The sequence below is a fragment of the Caballeronia sp. NK8 genome (assembly GCF_018408855.1).
Taxonomy (GTDB): domain Bacteria; phylum Pseudomonadota; class Gammaproteobacteria; order Burkholderiales; family Burkholderiaceae; genus Caballeronia.
Genome location: NZ_AP024322.1, coordinates 2,770,985 through 2,787,052 on the forward strand (window position 1 = coordinate 2,770,985; position 16,068 = coordinate 2,787,052).

Annotated in this window: 16 protein-coding genes; 5 read left to right on the forward strand and 11 right to left on the reverse strand. The window is 63.5% G+C overall.

The features are described 5' to 3' along the window. Positions 1-202: 202 nt before the first annotated feature. The gene (locus NK8_RS13275; RefSeq protein WP_162066519.1) at positions 203-490 is read right to left on the reverse strand and encodes a hypothetical protein; all 288 of its coding nucleotides are present in this window, start codon (positions 488-490) and stop codon (positions 203-205) included. 126 nt (positions 491-616) lie between these two features. Then, on the reverse strand, positions 617-1,039 hold the full coding sequence (gene arsC / locus NK8_RS13280) for an arsenate reductase (glutaredoxin) (RefSeq protein ID WP_213226601.1): 423 nt from the start codon (positions 1,037-1,039) through the stop codon (positions 617-619). Positions 1,040-1,512: 473 nt separating this feature from the next. On the opposite strand from arsC, the gene NK8_RS13285 reads away from it, so the two are divergent. The 3 genes from NK8_RS13285 to NK8_RS13295 all read left to right on the forward strand — a co-directional run bounded on the left by NK8_RS13285 (position 1,513) and on the right by NK8_RS13295 (position 3,002). Continuing rightward, positions 1,513-1,821: a hypothetical protein gene (locus tag NK8_RS13285; protein ID WP_213226602.1), complete on the forward strand. Its 309-nt coding sequence runs from the start codon at positions 1,513-1,515 to the stop codon at positions 1,819-1,821. Positions 1,822-1,917: 96 nt separating this feature from the next. Then, positions 1,918-2,184, forward strand: a complete 267-nt coding sequence (locus NK8_RS13290; RefSeq protein ID WP_162066522.1) for a cupin domain-containing protein — start codon at positions 1,918-1,920, stop codon at positions 2,182-2,184. 2 nt (positions 2,185-2,186) lie between these two features. Beyond that, on the forward strand, positions 2,187-3,002 hold the full coding sequence (locus NK8_RS13295) for a DUF72 domain-containing protein (RefSeq protein ID WP_213226603.1): 816 nt from the start codon (positions 2,187-2,189) through the stop codon (positions 3,000-3,002). Between the two features lie 13 nt (positions 3,003-3,015). Here NK8_RS13295 and gudD read toward each other — a convergent pair whose 3' ends face one another. From gudD to NK8_RS13310, 3 genes are all read right to left on the reverse strand, one after another. After that, the gene (gene gudD, locus NK8_RS13300; protein WP_213226604.1) at positions 3,016-4,365 is read right to left on the reverse strand and encodes a glucarate dehydratase; all 1,350 of its coding nucleotides are present in this window, start codon (positions 4,363-4,365) and stop codon (positions 3,016-3,018) included. Between the two features lie 293 nt (positions 4,366-4,658). After that, positions 4,659-6,008, reverse strand: coding sequence for an MFS transporter (locus tag NK8_RS13305; RefSeq protein ID WP_301549858.1), 1,350 nt, complete (start codon positions 6,006-6,008; stop codon positions 4,659-4,661). Positions 6,009-6,060: 52 nt separating this feature from the next. Next, positions 6,061-6,996: a 2-hydroxyacid dehydrogenase gene (locus NK8_RS13310; protein WP_213226605.1), complete on the reverse strand. Its 936-nt coding sequence runs from the start codon at positions 6,994-6,996 to the stop codon at positions 6,061-6,063. Positions 6,997-7,053: 57 nt separating this feature from the next. Here NK8_RS13310 and NK8_RS13315 point away from each other — a divergent pair, with 57 nt between their 5' ends. Then, positions 7,054-8,013, forward strand: coding sequence for a LysR family transcriptional regulator (locus NK8_RS13315; RefSeq protein WP_225936170.1), 960 nt, complete (start codon positions 7,054-7,056; stop codon positions 8,011-8,013). A 44-nt stretch (positions 8,014-8,057) separates the two neighbouring features. Here the strand turns inward: NK8_RS13315 and NK8_RS13320 are convergent, their stop codons facing one another. Both NK8_RS13320 and garL read right to left on the reverse strand, forming a co-directional pair. Continuing rightward, positions 8,058-8,966: a 2-hydroxy-3-oxopropionate reductase gene (locus NK8_RS13320; RefSeq protein ID WP_367657787.1), complete on the reverse strand. Its 909-nt coding sequence runs from the start codon at positions 8,964-8,966 to the stop codon at positions 8,058-8,060. A 42-nt stretch (positions 8,967-9,008) separates the two neighbouring features. Continuing rightward, complete coding sequence (gene garL, locus NK8_RS13325) at positions 9,009-9,794, reverse strand: 2-dehydro-3-deoxyglucarate aldolase (protein WP_162066528.1); 786 nt, start codon at positions 9,792-9,794, stop codon at positions 9,009-9,011. A 366-nt stretch (positions 9,795-10,160) separates the two neighbouring features. Here garL and NK8_RS13330 point away from each other — a divergent pair, with 366 nt between their 5' ends. After that, complete coding sequence (locus NK8_RS13330; RefSeq protein WP_213226607.1) at positions 10,161-10,865, forward strand: FadR/GntR family transcriptional regulator; 705 nt, start codon at positions 10,161-10,163, stop codon at positions 10,863-10,865. A 484-nt stretch (positions 10,866-11,349) separates the two neighbouring features. Here the strand turns inward: NK8_RS13330 and glmS are convergent, their stop codons facing one another. The 4 genes from glmS to NK8_RS13350 all read right to left on the reverse strand — a co-directional run bounded on the left by glmS (position 11,350) and on the right by NK8_RS13350 (position 16,064). Further along, a complete protein-coding gene (glmS, locus tag NK8_RS13335) occupies positions 11,350-13,167 on the reverse strand; it encodes a glutamine--fructose-6-phosphate transaminase (isomerizing) (RefSeq protein WP_213226608.1) in 1,818 nt (605 codons plus the stop codon). 81 nt (positions 13,168-13,248) lie between these two features. Further along, complete coding sequence (gene glmU, locus NK8_RS13340) at positions 13,249-14,610, reverse strand: bifunctional UDP-N-acetylglucosamine diphosphorylase/glucosamine-1-phosphate N-acetyltransferase GlmU (protein ID WP_213226609.1); 1,362 nt, start codon at positions 14,608-14,610, stop codon at positions 13,249-13,251. Between the two features lie 96 nt (positions 14,611-14,706). Beyond that, positions 14,707-15,666: a tRNA 2-thiocytidine(32) synthetase TtcA gene (gene ttcA / locus NK8_RS13345; protein ID WP_162066531.1), complete on the reverse strand. Its 960-nt coding sequence runs from the start codon at positions 15,664-15,666 to the stop codon at positions 14,707-14,709. Further along, positions 15,663-16,064, reverse strand: coding sequence for a dihydroneopterin aldolase (locus tag NK8_RS13350; protein ID WP_061173962.1), 402 nt, complete (start codon positions 16,062-16,064; stop codon positions 15,663-15,665). The genes ttcA and NK8_RS13350 overlap by 4 nt, the downstream gene beginning before the upstream one ends. Positions 16,065-16,068 lie beyond the last annotated feature (4 nt).

Consider the following 16,068-nt stretch of genomic DNA (forward strand, 5'->3'; position numbering starts at 1 on the left):
AAGTGAGGTGGAATTCGCTCGCGCCGAAGAGATCGCAGCGCGTCGCCAACGTGTTTACGGCACGAACGGCCGCACCTTGAGGGGCGCAGCATGCGGCACGCGGTCGCAGGAAAACAAACAGAAACGCGGCGCAGCCTCCCGGCCCGCCGCGTTCGACGAAGCAATGCGCAGTCCAGACGAACCGCGCATCGTCGTTCAGACCTTACCATTCGTGCCGGTCGCGCCAGCGATCCTCCCGGCGCATCTCGTGACGCCATTGACGCTCGCGCCATTCGTGGCGTCGCCATTCGCGCTCGCGCCAGCGGTCGCGGTGATAGCCGTAGCCATCGCGATCGCCATATCCGTAATAGCCGACCGGCACCGCGGGCTGCGCATACACCGGCACGCCGACGCCCACCGCCACATCGACATGCGCGTTCGCCGAGGCCGACATCGCGAGCGCTGCGATCCCCGCCAGCCCGACAGCCATTCCAAGCAGTTTCTTTTTCATGTCGCTTTCTCCCTGCACCAAGTGCCTTGTGAGTCAGGTGCAGTCTAAAAAGCGATGCCGGATACAGGTGCAACGGGTTTGCCAGAAAGGTAACGTCAGGTAACGGTCAGATTGTTTGCGTTTCGCCTAGCGGACGCGCTTGCCGGTTTCGTCGATGACGACTTCGCCGTCTTCCTTCACGAACGGCCCCTTCTGCGCCTCGGGCAGGAGATCGAGCACGAGTTCCGACGGGCGGCACAGACGCGCGCCCTTGGGCGTATCGACGAACGGCCGGTTGATGAGGATCGGATGCGCGAGCATCGCGTCAATGAGTTGTTCATCGGTAAGACCCGGATCGTCGAGACCGAGTTCGGCATACGGCGTGCCCTTTTCGCGCAGCGCTTCGCGCACGGACAGACCCGCGCGCGCGATCAGCGCGACGAGCGCTTCGCGGCCTGGCGGGTGCGTCAGATATTCGATCACGTTCGGTTCGATGCCCGCATTGCGAATCAGTGCGAGCGTATTGCGCGAGGTTCCGCACTTCGGATTGTGGTAGATGGTGACGGTCATGGTCGCGTTGTCCCTGCATTCGAAAGTTGGCGAGATGGCACGCCTCGCATTCTAGAACCGATACAACGATGACGCGACCGACAGCCGCGCGCCACGCGCGCGACCGTAAGCGTGCCGTGCGTTCAATTGTCCTGTTCATTCGCGCATCCGCAGCCTATAAAGAAGGTGCAGTGCGGCATGCGTCTTCTGCGGACCCGCGGGTCCCATTCGCCGGAAAGCGCACCGGCGCTCCGTCTGCATCGCAACGGCGAGATGCCGTGCGTGAAACGCATTCGAACAAGTTCGGCATACCGGCGGCGGAACACGCATACCACGCCGGCAACCGGCATCTATGTTCCGTCCTCGCGGCGCGCCACGCATGGCATATGCGGGACACGTGGCACGTTCCGTGCGGATTTCCGATCCGAATCAGCGAACAGCGTTACGCGGACACACGCGAGCGCGCCTTCCGACCGTACGATCAAGGAGTCGACATGAAATCACGTATCGCCATGGCGGCGCTCGCCGCCGCATTACTCGCCACTGCGGGCCTCGCCTCGGCCCAGCAGACCTATTATCGAACCGCGCAGGTGCCCGGGCAGGCCACCGCCGACACCTGGACCGACCCGAGCGCGCCGCAGCAAAGCGCCATGCAGGCCCAGCCCGGTGACATGTCCGACACGTCATATGGCGGCGCGCCCATGACGCGCGGTGCAGCCGGCACGACGATGAACACCATGGACAGCTCGGCGTCGAAGCCCTGCACGCGCGGTCCGCAGTGCAACATCTTCTTCGGCAACTGAGCAGTCGACAAAGCATCTGCGTTAGCATGAGCGCATGAGACGGCGCGTCCGTTCCAGACGAACGGACGCGCCATTCTTTTTTCTGGGACACCGATCATGCGCCGTGATGAATTTCTTGCGCTTCTTTCCAGCGAAAGCTTCGACGAGGTCGTCACGGTCACGCGCGAGCCGAACGGTTCGCTCGACCTTCACGCGCATCCGTTCGAAGCCAAGGCGCTGATTCTCGAAGGCGATCTCACGATTCGCATCGCCGCTCACGCGCGGACGTATCGCGCGGGCGATATCTTCCATCTCGCGCCGAACATCGAGCATTCGGAGCAGTACGGGCCCGAGGGCGTGAGCTATCTCGTCGGCCGCAAATAGCGATGGCCGCCTCTAAACGCAACGCCGCGCGCATCCGCATCGGCATCGGCGGATGGACGTTCGAGCCGTGGCGCGGCACGTTCTATCCCGAGGGTCTCGCGCAGAAGCGCGAGCTCGAATACGCGAGCCGCGCGCTCACCAGCATCGAAGTGAACGGCACGTTCTACGGCTCGCAAAAGCCCGCGACCTTCATCAAGTGGCGCGACGAGACGCCGGACGATTTCGTGTTCTCGCTCAAGGCGCCGCGCTACGCGACGAATCGCCGTGTGCTGGCCGAAGCCGGCGATACGATCGAACGTTTTTTCGGCAGCGGCGTGCTCGAACTCGGAGACAAGCTCGGTCCGATCAACTGGCAATTCGCGGCGACCAAGAAGTTCGACGCCGAGGATTTCGAGCGCTTTCTCGAACTGCTGCCCGCGAATATCGAAGGCCGCGCGATCCGTCACGCGGTCGAAGTCCGACACGAGAGTTTCTGCGATCCGGCGTTCATCGCGCTCGCGCGAAAGTATCGCGTCGCGGTGGTGATCGCGGGTGATTCGAAGTATCCGCAGATCGCGGATATGACCGCGCCTTTCGTCTACGCGCGCATCATGGGCACGACCGAAAAGCAGGCGAAGGGTTATGCGAAAGCGGCCCTCGATCAATGGACCGGGCGCGCGCAAACGTGGGCCGCGGGCGGCTCGCCGGCCGACTTGCAGACCTTCGGCAAGCCGGCCCCGAAAGCCGCATCGCGCGATGTGTTCGTCTACGTCATCAGCGGCTTCAAGGAGCGCAATCCGGCTGCGGCGATTGCGCTCATCGAACGTCTGAAGGACTAGACGCGCATCGGCCTCAACGCACGAGGCAAGGCTTCTTGTTGTCGAACTTCCAGTTCGGAATCAGATACTGCATCGCGACGCCGTCATCGCGCGCGCCGAGGCCGTGCTGCTGATACAGCGCGTGCGCCTTCTCGACTTCGTCCATATCCAGTTCGACGCCAAGACCCGGCACTTCGGGCACCTTCACCTTCCCGCCGACGATCTGCAGCGGATCGCGCGTGAGACGCTGGCCGTCCTGCCAGATCCAGTGTGTGTCGATCGCCGTGATCTTGCCCGGCGCGGCGGCGGCGACGTGTGTGAACATCGCGAGCGACACGTCGAAGTGATTGTTCGAATGCGAGCCCCACGTGAGGCCCCAGTCGTTGCACATCTGCGCGACGCGCACCGAACCCTGCATCGTCCAGAAGTGCGGATCGGCGAGCGGGATGTCGACGGATTGCAACTGGATCGCGTGGCCCATCTGACGCCAGTCCGTCGCGATCATGTTGGTCGCCGTCGGCAGGCCGGTCGCGCGGCGGAATTCGGCCATCACTTCGCGGCCCGAGTAGCCGTTTTCCGCGCCGCACGGATCTTCCGCGTACGCGAGCACGTCGTGCTTGTCGCGGCACAGACGGATCGCTTCGGCGAGCGACCACGCGCCGTTCGGATCGAGCGTCACGCGCGCTTCGGGGAAGCGTTCCGCGAGCGCGGTGGCGGCTTCCATTTCCGCATCGCCCGCCAGCACGCCGCCCTTCAGCTTGAAGTCGTTGAAGCCGTAACGCGCCTTCGCCGCTTCCGCGAGACGCACGACCGCTTCGGGCGTCAATGCAACTTCGGTGCGCAGGCGCTCCCAGTCGTCGCGGCCATCCGCGCCGGATGCGTATTGCAGGTCCGTCTTGTTGCGATCGCCGATGTAGAACAGATAGCCGAGCATTTCGACTTCATCGCGCTGCTGCCCTTCGCCGAGCAGCGCCGCGACCGGCACGCCCAGATGCTTGCCGAGCAGATCGAGCAGCGCGGCTTCGAGCGCGGTAACGGCGTGGATCGTCGTGCGCAGATCGAAGGTCTGCAGGCCGCGGCCACCCGCGTCGCGATCGGCGAACGCCGTGCGCACCTTGTTGAGCACCGCATGCATGTTGCCGATCGACTGGCCGACGACGAGCGAACGCGCATCGTCGATGGTCTTGCGGATGTTCTCGCCGCCCGGCACTTCGCCGACGCCCGTGTTACCGGCGCTGTCCTTCAGGATCACGATGTTGCGCGTGAAGAACGGGCCGTGCGCGCCCGACAGGTTCATGAGCATGCTGTCGCGACCGGCGACCGGCACGACGCGCAATTCGGTGACTTTCGGAGTGGCGTTCGGTTCGACTGCGTTCGTGGACATGAGCGTGATCCTGTGAGTTGAGCGAGTGGTTCAATGCGCGTCGCATTGATCGGCCATGTGATACGTTGTCTGATGACATTGTAGAATGACCTTCTTTCGGTGCCAAGCGTGTTTACCCTTTATCGCACTGCGGCTTGCATTGTATGGCTTATGGCCGGTCACCCTGGCTTCGATCAAACCAAAAGAGGTTCGAACTAAGACGTCTGACAACTGAGCGCAAACACACCAGCACTGCAAACGACAAAGCCGGCTCGCGCCGGCTTTCTCGGTCCTGCCCGCACTGCCCTCGGAAATCAGGTCTTCAGCTGAATCCGCTTGAACGGCCCGGCGAGCAGCCCGTATGCGACCATCGCCGCGATGCCGTGCGCGCCGACGAACCACAGCGCGCGATCGAACGAGCCGGTGCTCGCGACCACATAGCCGATGACGATCGGCGTCACGATGCCCGCCGTATTGCCGATGCCGTTGAACACGCCGCCCGACAGCCCCGTCATCTCGCGGGGCGCGACGTCCGAAAGCACGGCCCAGCCGATCGCGGCAAGCCCCTTGCCGAAGAACGCGAGCGACATGATGACGACGATCGCCGTATTGGTCGATGCAAGCGGCGCGGTCATGATCGCGGTCGCGAGCAGCATGCCGATCATGAACGGCGTCTTGCGCGCGAGCGACACCGACACGCCGCGCCGGATCAGGAAATCGGACAGCAGCCCGCCGAGAATGCCGCCGGAGAATCCGCAGATCGCGGGCAGCGCGGCGACCAGGCCCACGGTCATCACATTCATGCCGCGTTCCTTGATCAGATAGATCGGGAACCAGGTGATGAAGAAGTACGTCAGCGCCGTGATGCAGTATTGACCGATGTAGATCGCCCACATCATGCGGCTCGTGAAGAGCGTCGAGAGTTCGCGGCGCGTGAAGCGGCGACGCGTCGTCGCGATGGTCGTATCGAGGCTCACGAGCGCGCCGTTGCCCGCGATGTGGTCGAACTCGGCGCGGCTCATGCGCTTGTGCGACTTCGGATCGTCCATCACCGCGAACCACACGACCGCGACGATCAGCCCGAGCCCGCCCATGAAGAAGAACACGTGATGCCAGCCGAACGCATGCGTAAACCACGCCATCAGCGGCGTGAAGAGCACGACCGCCAGATACTGCGCGGAGTTGAACAACGCGCTCGCGGTGCCGCGCTCGTTGGTCGGGAACCACGTCGCGACGACGCGCGCGTTCGCCGGAAACGCGGGCGATTCCACGAGGCCGAGCATGAAACGCATCACGAAGAGCGCGGTTGTCGCGGAGGCCGCGGTGCCGAAGATTGACACCGTGCCCTGACTGAGCGTGAAGATCGACCATAGCGCGATGCTCGCGCCGTAGACGCGTTTCGCGCCGTATCGGTCGAGCAGCCATCCGCCGGGAATCTGGCCGATCGCGTAGGCCCAGCCGAACGCCGAGAACACGATGCCGAGCGCCGACGCCGACAGACCCAGATCCTTCGAAACGAAGGTTCCCGCGATGGACAGCGTCGCGCGGTCCGCGTAGTTCAGCACCGTGACGAAGAAAATCAGCGCGAGAATGTAGTAGCGGAAATGGCCGACCTTGGCCGCGCTGGCTCCCACTGCGGACGAAGCGATATCGAGGTTCTTCACGTGTCTCCTCCCAGATGTCGTCGGGATGGTTATGGTTCGGCGATGCCGTGTGTCAGGGCGTGACGCTCGTCTCGGGCCGCTCGCCCGCGAAGCTGGACGCGAGGCTCGCGAGGACGATGTCGCCCATCGCGGTGCGCGTCTCTACGGTCGCGCTCGCGCGATGCGGCTGGAGCACGACGTTCTTCAGCGCGTACAGCGCGGCGGGCACGTTCGGTTCATCGACGAACACGTCGAGCCCCGCGCCCGCGATGCGCTTCTCTTCGAGCGCCTGCACGAGATCCGCTTCGTCGACGAGTTTGCCGCGCGCGACGTTGATCAGATAACCGTCGGGGCCGAGCGCATCGAGCACGGCGGCATCGACGATGCCTTCCGCGTCGTCCGCCGATGCCGCGAGAATCAGCGCATCGCTTTCGCGCGCGAGATCGCGCAGATCGGCGACGAAGCGATAACGCACATCGGCGATTTCGCGCAGATCGGTGTACGCGATCGGGCAGCCGAACGCCGCCGCGCGCTGCGCGATCGCGCGCCCGACACGCCCCAGCCCGACGATGCCCACCTTCATGCCGCTGAACTTGCGCGCGAGCGGCAGGCCGCTTTTGCCCCATTCGCCGTCACGCACGTACGCATCGCCGACGCACAAGCCACGGCACGCGGAAATCAGCAGTCCGATGGCGAGATCGGCGACGTCGTCGGTGAGTACGCCGGGCGTCGTCGAAACGTGGATGCCGCGCGCGCGGGCGTACGTCAGGTCGACCGCGTCGGTGCCGATGCCGTTGATCGCGACGATGCGCAGCGCGGGCAGCGCATCCATCAATGCGTTGCTGATGCCGGTCGCGCCACCCGTCACGACCCCGCCGATGCGGTCCGCGACTTCGCGCAGGAATCCGGCCTTGTCGGCGTGCTCGTAGTAGCGATGCACGGTGTAGCGCGCGCTCAGTTCGCGGTCGAGCGACGCAAGCACGGGATTGATCAGTAGCACGTCGAACATTCGAGTTCCTTGAAGATCGGCCTATCTCGGAAATCACTATATTCACGCGATCGATTGATGTCTAAGCTATATTCCGCATCGATCAATACCCAAATTGACATGATCATCGAGCTGAATCATTTGCGCTGTTTCGTGGCCGTCGCGGAGGAATTGCACTTCGGGCGCGCCGCCACGCGGCTTTTCATGACGCAGCCGCCGCTCTCTCGGCAAATCCAGTTGCTCGAACAGGCGCTCGATCTGGTTCTGTTCGAGCGCAACAGCCGCAGCGTGAAGCTGACGGCGGCGGGCCGGACGTATTACGAGGACGCGGTGCGCATCCTGCGGCTGTCGACGCAGGCGGCGGATTCGGCAAGGCGCGTGGCGCGCGGCGACGTCGGCCAGGTGACGATGGGCTTCACGGCCGTGTCGGGCTATCACCTCGTGCCGAGCCTCATCGCCGCCGTGCGCGACGAGTTGCCGGGCATCAGGGTCGTGCTCAAGGAGATGGTGTCGTTGCAGCAGGTGAAGGCGCTGGAATCGCGCGAGATCGATCTCGGCGTCATGCGGGCGCAGTTCTTCATGCACGGCATCCAATATCAGCGGATCGCACGCGAGCCATTGCAACTCGCGATTCCGGTCGGGCATCCGCTCGCGAAGCGCCGCGCCATCGCCGCGAGGGATCTCGATGGCCAGCCGTTCGTCATGTATTCGCACGATGGCGGCAAGTACTTCCACGATCGCATCGCGGGATTGCTCGCGGCGAGCGGCGTGCAGGCGGATTACGTGCAGTACATCGACCAGACGCATACGATCGTCGCGCTGGTGCGTGCCGGCGTGGGCGTCGCGATCGTGCCGGCGTCGGCGCGCGAGTTGTGCTTCGAGGAAGTCGTGTTCAGGCCGCTATGGGCGCAGGACGCGTACGCGGATATCGATCTCGCGTGGAGCGAGGAGCAGACGAATCCGGCCGTGGAGAACGTGCGGCGCTTCGCGATCGGGCATTTCGCGCGAATCGGAGAGCGCGCGCTGAAGAAGCATTGAGGTAATTCCGCCGGCGCGCGGCCGGCGGGTTCGGTCGTCGAAGCTTACTTCGCTTCCTGGCCGATTTCGTGATTCGCCATGATTTCGAGCGCGCGCACCATGCCCGAGTGATCCCACGCCTTGCCGCCATGCGCGGCGCACGCGTTGAACAACTGCATGCACGTCGACGTATTCGGCAGCGAGACGCCGAGCGCCTGCGCGGTCGCGAGCGCCAGATTCAAATCCTTCTGATGCAGCTCGATGCGAAAGCCCGGATTGAACGTGCGCTTGGTCATGCGCTCGCCGTGCACTTCGAGAATGCGCGACGACGCGAACCCGCCCATCAGCGCGGTGCGAACCTTTTCGGCATCGACGCCTGCTTTCGACGCGAGCAGAAGCGCCTCGCCGACCGCCTCGATGGTCGCCGCGACGATCACCTGATTCGCGACCTTGCACACCTGTCCCGCGCCGACTTCGCCGATCAGCGAGATGTTCTTGCCCATCATGTCGAAGAGCGGCTTGACCTTGTCGAAGGTCGCCTGCGCGCCGCCGACCATGATCGTGAGCGACGCGGCCTTCGCGCCGACTTCGCCGCCGGACACGGGCGCGTCGAGATAATCGGCGCCCTTCTCGCGCACCTTCGCGGCAAACTCGCGCGTGGCGATCGGCGAAATCGAGCTCATGTCGACGACGATCTGCCCGCTCTTCAGCCTGCTCGCGACGCCGTTCTCGCCGAACAGCACTTTCTCGACGTCCGGCGTGTCCGGCACCATGATGAAGATCACATCAGCCTTCTCGGCGACGGCGGCGGGCGTATCGCATGCCGTCGCGCCCGCGCCCGTGAGATCCGCGCTTACGCCGCTGCGCGTGAATGCCGCGAGCGGGATGCCGTTCTTGAGAAGATTGGCCGCCATGGGATTGCCCATGATGCCCAGTCCGATGAAGCCTGCCTTTTGCATGTATCGCTCCTTGATGTCGATGTTCGGTGTCGGCCGGTCGAGCGTGACGCGTCGCGCTCACTCCGGGATGAAATGTTTCTTCACGGCCTGCGCGGCGTTCCTGAGCAAGCCCAGATCCGCGCACACGGCGACGAGCGTGCAGCCCATCGCGAGATAGCGCTCGGCATCTTCCTGCACGGGCGCGAGAATGCCGCTCGGCTTGCCCGCCGCGTGCGCGCGCTCGAACACGTGCGCGATGGCCGCCTGCACATCCGGATGATTCGCGTTGCCGAGATGACCATACGCGGCGGCGAGATCGGACGGGCCGACGAACAGCGCATCGACGCCTTCGACCGCGATGATCTCATCGATCGCTTCGACCGCCGCGCGGCTCTCGATCTGCACCGCGACGCTGATATTGTCGTTTGCGACCTGGAAATAGTTCGCCACGGTGCCGTAGCGATTTCCGCGATGCCCGACCGATACGCCGCGGATGCCTTGAGGAGGATAACGCGTCGCGGCGACTGCGCGCTCGGCTTGAGCGGCGTTGTCGACGAACGGAATCAGGAAATTGACGAAGCCCGAGTCGAGCAGTTTCTTGATCGCGACGGGATCGTTCGCCTGCGGGCGCACGACCGGCGCGCTCGGGCTGTCCTTCAGCGACATCAATTGCGGGATGAGCGTGAGGGCGTCATTGGGCGCGTGCTCGGCGTCGAGCAGCATCCAGTCGAAGCCGACCACGCCGATCAGTTCGGTGGCGATCGGACTCGCAAGCGACAGCCAGCAGCCGATCAGCTTCTTGCGCTCGCGCAGCGACGTTCGGAATGTATTGGGCAGCGGTTGGTACGGTGACGAAGACGGCATGATGCCTCCCTGTGACGACGGCGATCTGAATGGAAAGCGACGCGTCCGAGAGCGCTATGTCATCAGACGTCTTAACACAGAGTACCGCTGATTCGCGCTTGTATGACAGGGGCGTATACCCTAATTTGCTTGATTTTGCATGAGTTTTGCCGGTGCAGCGTCTGTCTAACTTATACGATGTCTTATATCTCCTCGATTTTTGAAGCAGGATTTGCCGAATTGACGAATCCACCGTCCAGCACGATGATGCGTTGTCGGACATCTATTCATCTTGGCGCATTCCGCCTTGTTCTATTCTGGCTCAAGCCGATCCGACGACGTCCGACAACAGCCAAAACTACTCTACTCCATCCGCAGCGAATCAATATGGCAAGTCTCACCGAAAAAGTCGTCGCCACCCTGTTCGAGAACATCGAACGCGGTGTTCTCCGTCCAGGCGACAAGATCCCGACCGAAGTCGCGCTGATGAAACAACTGTCGGTGAGCCGATCGGTCGTGCGTGAGGCGGTGTCGCGCTTGCAGGCGGCGAATGTGGTCGAGACACGGCATGGCGTCGGCACGTTCATCCGGGCGCCGGAGGATCGCGAGGCAGTGCGTCTGCCGGACGCGGATCTGTCGAGCCTGCTGGACATCATGGCTGTCATCGAGTTTCGCATCGATCTGGAAGGCGCGGCGGCCGCGCTTGCGGCGGTACGGCGCACGGACGCGCATCTCAAGCAGATCGCGGCGGCGCTGAAACGCTTCGAGGAGCAACTGGCGAGCGGGAACACGGATGTGCTGCAGCATGACGTCGAGTTTCATTTGCAGATCGCACGGGCGAGCGGCAACCGATATTTCTACGACGTGCTGAGCCAGATGGGACGCGGCGTGAGTCCGCGCACGCGCCTGGGCAAGGCAGAGCTTGCGGAACTGGATCAGATCGAGCGCTTGCGCAACGTGCTTGGCGAGCACAAGGCGATCTATCAGGCGATCGTGCGGCAAGATCCCGACGACGCGCGCGCTGCGATGCGAATGCATCTGAGCAATAGCCGCGAGCGGTTGAGGCAAGTGCATGGCGCTGCTTCTGCCTGAAGGTGCGCTGCGGTTTTGAGCAGTGCGGCCACGTCGCTTAAGTAAACAAAAGAGTTCGTATGTATACGTGGTAGTAGTTAACAAGCTTGCGGCAAAACAGTGGATAACTGCCGAAGCGCGTTTTACGTCAGATGTTTACGGAGCAAACAAGTCCGGTATGACGCGTCTGGTTCTGGCTTGAGCGCAGGACAACTTTCGCGTTCCGGCGAAGGACGGCGAGTTGTCCAGAAACCGCCAACAGTTAACACGGTGTGGTGCCAACAAGGTTGTCCACAGGCGACGGACGCACGGCAACGTCATTTTTCGAGATCGCTAACCGTCATTTTTCCGCCGGTTAAACAACATAGTGGTGCTTAACCGGCATATTCATGCCGGTTACATGCCGAGCCTTTCGCCGCAAAAATGCTCCAGCCAAAAAGAAAAAAGCGCCTCCGAGAAGGCGCTTTTTTCTCCAGATACCACCCCTGCGAAAACCCCGCAACGCTTACTCCACCGTCACCGACTTCGCCAGATTCCGCGGCTTGTCGACATCCGTCCCGCGCGCACACGCCGTGTGATACGCGAGCAACTGCAACGGCACGACGTGCAGAATCGGCGACAGCGCTCCATAGTGCTCCGGCATGCGGATCACATGAATGCCGTCCTCGCTGACGATGCGCGTATCCGCATCCGCGAACACATACAGCTCGCCGCCACGCGCGCGCACTTCCTGCATGTTCGACTTCAGCTTCTCGAGCAGCGTGTCGTTCGGCGCGACGGTCACCACCGGCATCGCTTCGGTCACGAGCGCGAGCGGCCCGTGCTTCAGTTCACCCGCCGGATACGCTTCCGCGTGGATGTACGAAATTTCCTTCAGCTTCAGCGCGCCTTCGAGCGCGATCGGATAGTGCAGGCCGCGTCCGAGGAACAGAGCATTCTCCTTGCGCGCGAACTCCTCCGACCACGCGATGATCTGCGGCTCCAGCGCAAGCACGCTGTTCAACGCCGCCGGCAAGTGCCGCAGTTGCGTGAAGTACGCGGCTTCCTGCTTCGCATTCACATGACCGCGCATCTTCGCGAGCGTCACCGCCAGCACGAACAGGCCGACGAGCTGCGTCGTGAATGCCTTCGTCGATGCCACGCCGATCTCCGTGCCCGCATGCGTCAGGAACGCGAACTCGGTCTGACGCACCATCGCGCTGGTCGCGACGTTGCACACGGCGAGCGTGTGCTTGTGGCCGAGCGACTGCGCGTGCTTCAGCGCGGCGAGCGTGTCGGCGGTTTCGCCCGATTGCGAGATCGTGACGACCAGCGCCTTCGGATTCGGCACCGACTCGCGATAGCGATACTCGCTCGCGATCTCGACCTGCGTCGGGATCTTCGCGATCGATTCGAGCCAGTATTTCGCCGTGAGACCCGAGTAGTAGCTCGTGCCGCACGCGAGGATCAGCAGGCTGTCGACGCCCGCGAACGCGTCGCGCGCACCTTCGCCGAACAGGCTCGGGCTGAACTCGTCGGCTTGCGGGATCGTGTCGGTGATGGCGCGCGGCTGCTCGAAGATTTCCTTCTGCATGAAGTGGCGATACGGCCCGAGTTCCACCGCGCCGCCATACGCCGTCACCACGCGCACTTCGCGCTCGGCGGGTACGCCTTCGCGATCGACGATCTTCACGCCGTCGAGCCGGATCTCAACCACGTCGCCTTCTTCGAGGAAGGCGAAGCGATCGGTGCTGCCGGCGAGCGCGAGCGCGTCCGATGCGAGGAAGTTCTCGCCCTCGCCCACGCCGACGACAAGCGGCGAACCCTGACGCGCGCCGACGACCGTATGCGGCTGATCCTTGTGCATCACGGCGATCGCATACGCGCCATGCAGTTGCTTGACGGCATCGCGCACGGTCTGGAACAGGTCGCCGCGATACATGCTGTGAATCAGATGCGCGATGACTTCAGTATCCGTCTGCGAGACGAATTCGTAGCCCTTGCCCTTGAGCATCTCGCGCAGCGACTCGTAATTCTCGATGATGCCGTTGTGCACGAGCGCCACGGTATCGCGCGAGAAGATCGGGTGCGCGTTGTCGGTGACGGGCGCGCCGTGCGTCGCCCAGCGCGTGTGGGCGATGCCGGTCATGCCGCCGAGATTCGTATCGCGCACTTGCGCGTCGAGATCGGACACACGCGCGACACTGCGCGCGCGGCGCGGCTCGCCGTGGCTCAGCACGGCCACGCCGCACGAGTCGTAGCCGCGATACTCGAGGCGGCGCAGACCTTCGACCAGCACCGAGACGATGTTACGTTGCGCTACCGCGCCGACAATTCCGCACATGGACGTTCATCCTTTGAAACTTGCATTCGAAAGCGCGGCACGAAGCGCGCCGCGCGCGTTGGGCTGAATCTCTCGACAGCCTTACGACTTCTTCTTCACCGGGCGTACATAGCCCGTCTTGCTCACCTGCGTCTTCTCGTTGAGCACCAGCTCGCCTTCGCCGACATCCTTCCACACCGTCGTGCCCGCCGCGATCGTCACGCCGCGGCCCACGCGCACCGGCGCGACCAGTTGCGTGTCCGAGCCGATGAACACGTCGTCCTCGATCACGGTGCGATGCTTGTTCGCGCCGTCGTAGTTGCAGGTGATCGTGCCCGCGCCCACGTTCACGCGCGCGCCGATATCCGTATCGCCGATATAGGCGAGATGGTTGGCCTTCGAGCCGTGCCCGAGCACCGCGTTCTTCACTTCGACGAAGTTGCCGATATGCGCTTCATCGCCGAGCTTCGCACCCGGACGCAGCCGCGCGTACGGGCCGAGCACGACATTCGCGCCGGTCGTGCCGCCTTCGATATGCGTGTACGCATCGACACGCGTGCCCGCGCCGATCGTGGCGTCGCGGATCACGCAGTTCGGGCCGATCGTCACGTTGTCGGCGAGCGTCACGCGCCCTTCGAACACGCAGTTCACGTCGATCGTCACGTCCGCGCCGCATTCCAGCGTGCCGCGCACGTCGATGCGCGCCGGGTCCATCAGCGTCACGCCGGCGTCGAGCAGCGCATGCGCCACGTTGTGCTGATGGATGCGCTCCAGTTCCGCGAGCTGAATCTTGCTGTTCACGCCGAGCGTTTCCCATTCGGCGTCCGGCTGAGCGGTGACCACTTCGACGCCCGCGTCGATGGCGCGCTCGACCACGTCCGTCAGATAGAACTCGCCCTGCGCGTTGTTGTTCTTCAGCGACGCGAGCCATGTTTCGAGCGTGCGCGTCGGCGTGATCACGATGCCGGTGTTGATTTCCGCGATGCGCCGCTCTTCCTCGCTCGCATCCTTCTGCTCGACGATCCTCTTCACCTTGCCCGCCGCGTCGCGCACGATGCGGCCGTAGCCGGTCGGATCGCCGACGGTCACGGTAAGCACGCCGTAACGCTCGGCGCCCGCGGCCTCGATCAGGCGTTCGAGCGTGCTCGCGCGCGTAAGCGGCACGTCGCCATACAGCACGAGCGTGGGAACCGAGGGATCGAGCAGCGGCAGCGCCTGCTGCACGGCGTGTCCCGTGCCGAGCTGCTTGTCCTGCAACGCGAATTGCACGTCCGGCGCGCCGACGGCCTCGCGGACCTTGTCCGCGCCGTGCCCGACGACGACGACGAGCCGCGTCGGCGAGAGCGTGCGCGCCGTATCGATGACGTGGGCGAGCAACGGCTTGCCCGCCAATGAATGGAGTACTTTCGGCAGGGCGGAGCGCATGCGCTTGCCCATGCCGGCAGCCAGAATCACGATGTTCATCGCTGGGAGCCTTGCTGGTATGACGAGCCGCCAATTTATCACGCGGCTCTTTGGCGCAATGCGGCGAAACCCACGCTGCGCCTTATTGGATAAAGGTTATAGATCGTCGAACTGCACGATTGAAACCGCGCCGGACGATCCTGACGGTTCGCTTGCACACGGTTCTTCGTCGAAGGCGATATCGCCTTGCGGATCGGCCTCGCCCGTCGCGCGCAGGCCGGCGAACGGAAACAGCGCGCTGTCCATCAGATGCGACGGCACCACGTTCGACAGCGCGTTGAACATATTCTCCACGCGGCCCGGGAAACGCTTGTCCCATTCGCGGATCAGCGCCTTCATTTCCGCGCGCTTCAGGTTTGGTTGGCTGCCGCACAGATTGCACGGGATGATCGGGAATTCGCGCAGTTCGGCGTACTTTTCGAGATCGGTTTCCTTCACATACGCGAGCGGACGGATCACGACGTTCTTGCCGTCGTCGGATTGCAGCTTGGGCGGCATGCCCTTCAGCTTGCCGCCGTAGAACATGTTGAGCAGCAGTGTCTGCAGGATGTCGTCGCGATGATGCCCGAGCGCGATCTTGGTCGCGCCGAGCTCGCCCGCCACGCGATACAGGATGCCGCGACGCAGGCGCGAGCACAGCGAGCACGTGGTCTTGCCTTCCGGCACCAGGCGCTTGACGATGCTGTACGTGTCCTGATTCTCGATGTGAAACGGGATATCGAGCTTGCTCAGGTAATCCGGCAGGACATGCTCCGGAAAGCCCGGCTGCTTCTGGTCGAGATTGACGGCGACGAGTTCGAAGTCGATCGGCGCGCGCTCGCGCAGGCGCATCAGGACGTCGAGCATCGCGTAGCTGTCCTTGCCGCCCGACAGGCACACCATGACCTTGTCGCCGTGCTCGATCATGTTGAAGTCGCCGATCGCCTCGCCGACCTGCCGCACGATGCGCTTGTACAGCTTGTTGTTCTCGTACGCTTCCTTCTGCTGGCGCTTGGTCAACGCCTCGCGCGCGGGCTTCTGTGCCTCGGCGGCTTCGATCGTGTCACGCGCGTTCATGCTCGTTCCTCTTTGATACGAAAGACTTCGACGCCCACCGCGTCGCAATCGGGGTAGACGTCGGGCTTTTCCGTCGATACGGCCACCGCGCGCACATTCGGATGCGCGAGCAGCGCGGCGGCGACGTCGTCGCACAGCGTTTCCTGCAAGTGGATGTGGCCCTGCTTCACGCGCGCGGCGATGGTCGAGCGCATGAAGTCGTAATCGACGACTTCGGACAATTTGTCCGCGACGGGCGTCGACAGCGCGAGCGGCACATACAGTTCGACGTTGATCACGACGCGTTGCTCGCCGCGCTTCTCGAAGTCATGCACGCCGATGTTGATGCGAACTTCGTAGTCACGCAGAAAAAGCCGCCGGCAATCGGTCAGCCGGGGATGCGAAAGTGCGGCAAGCATATGG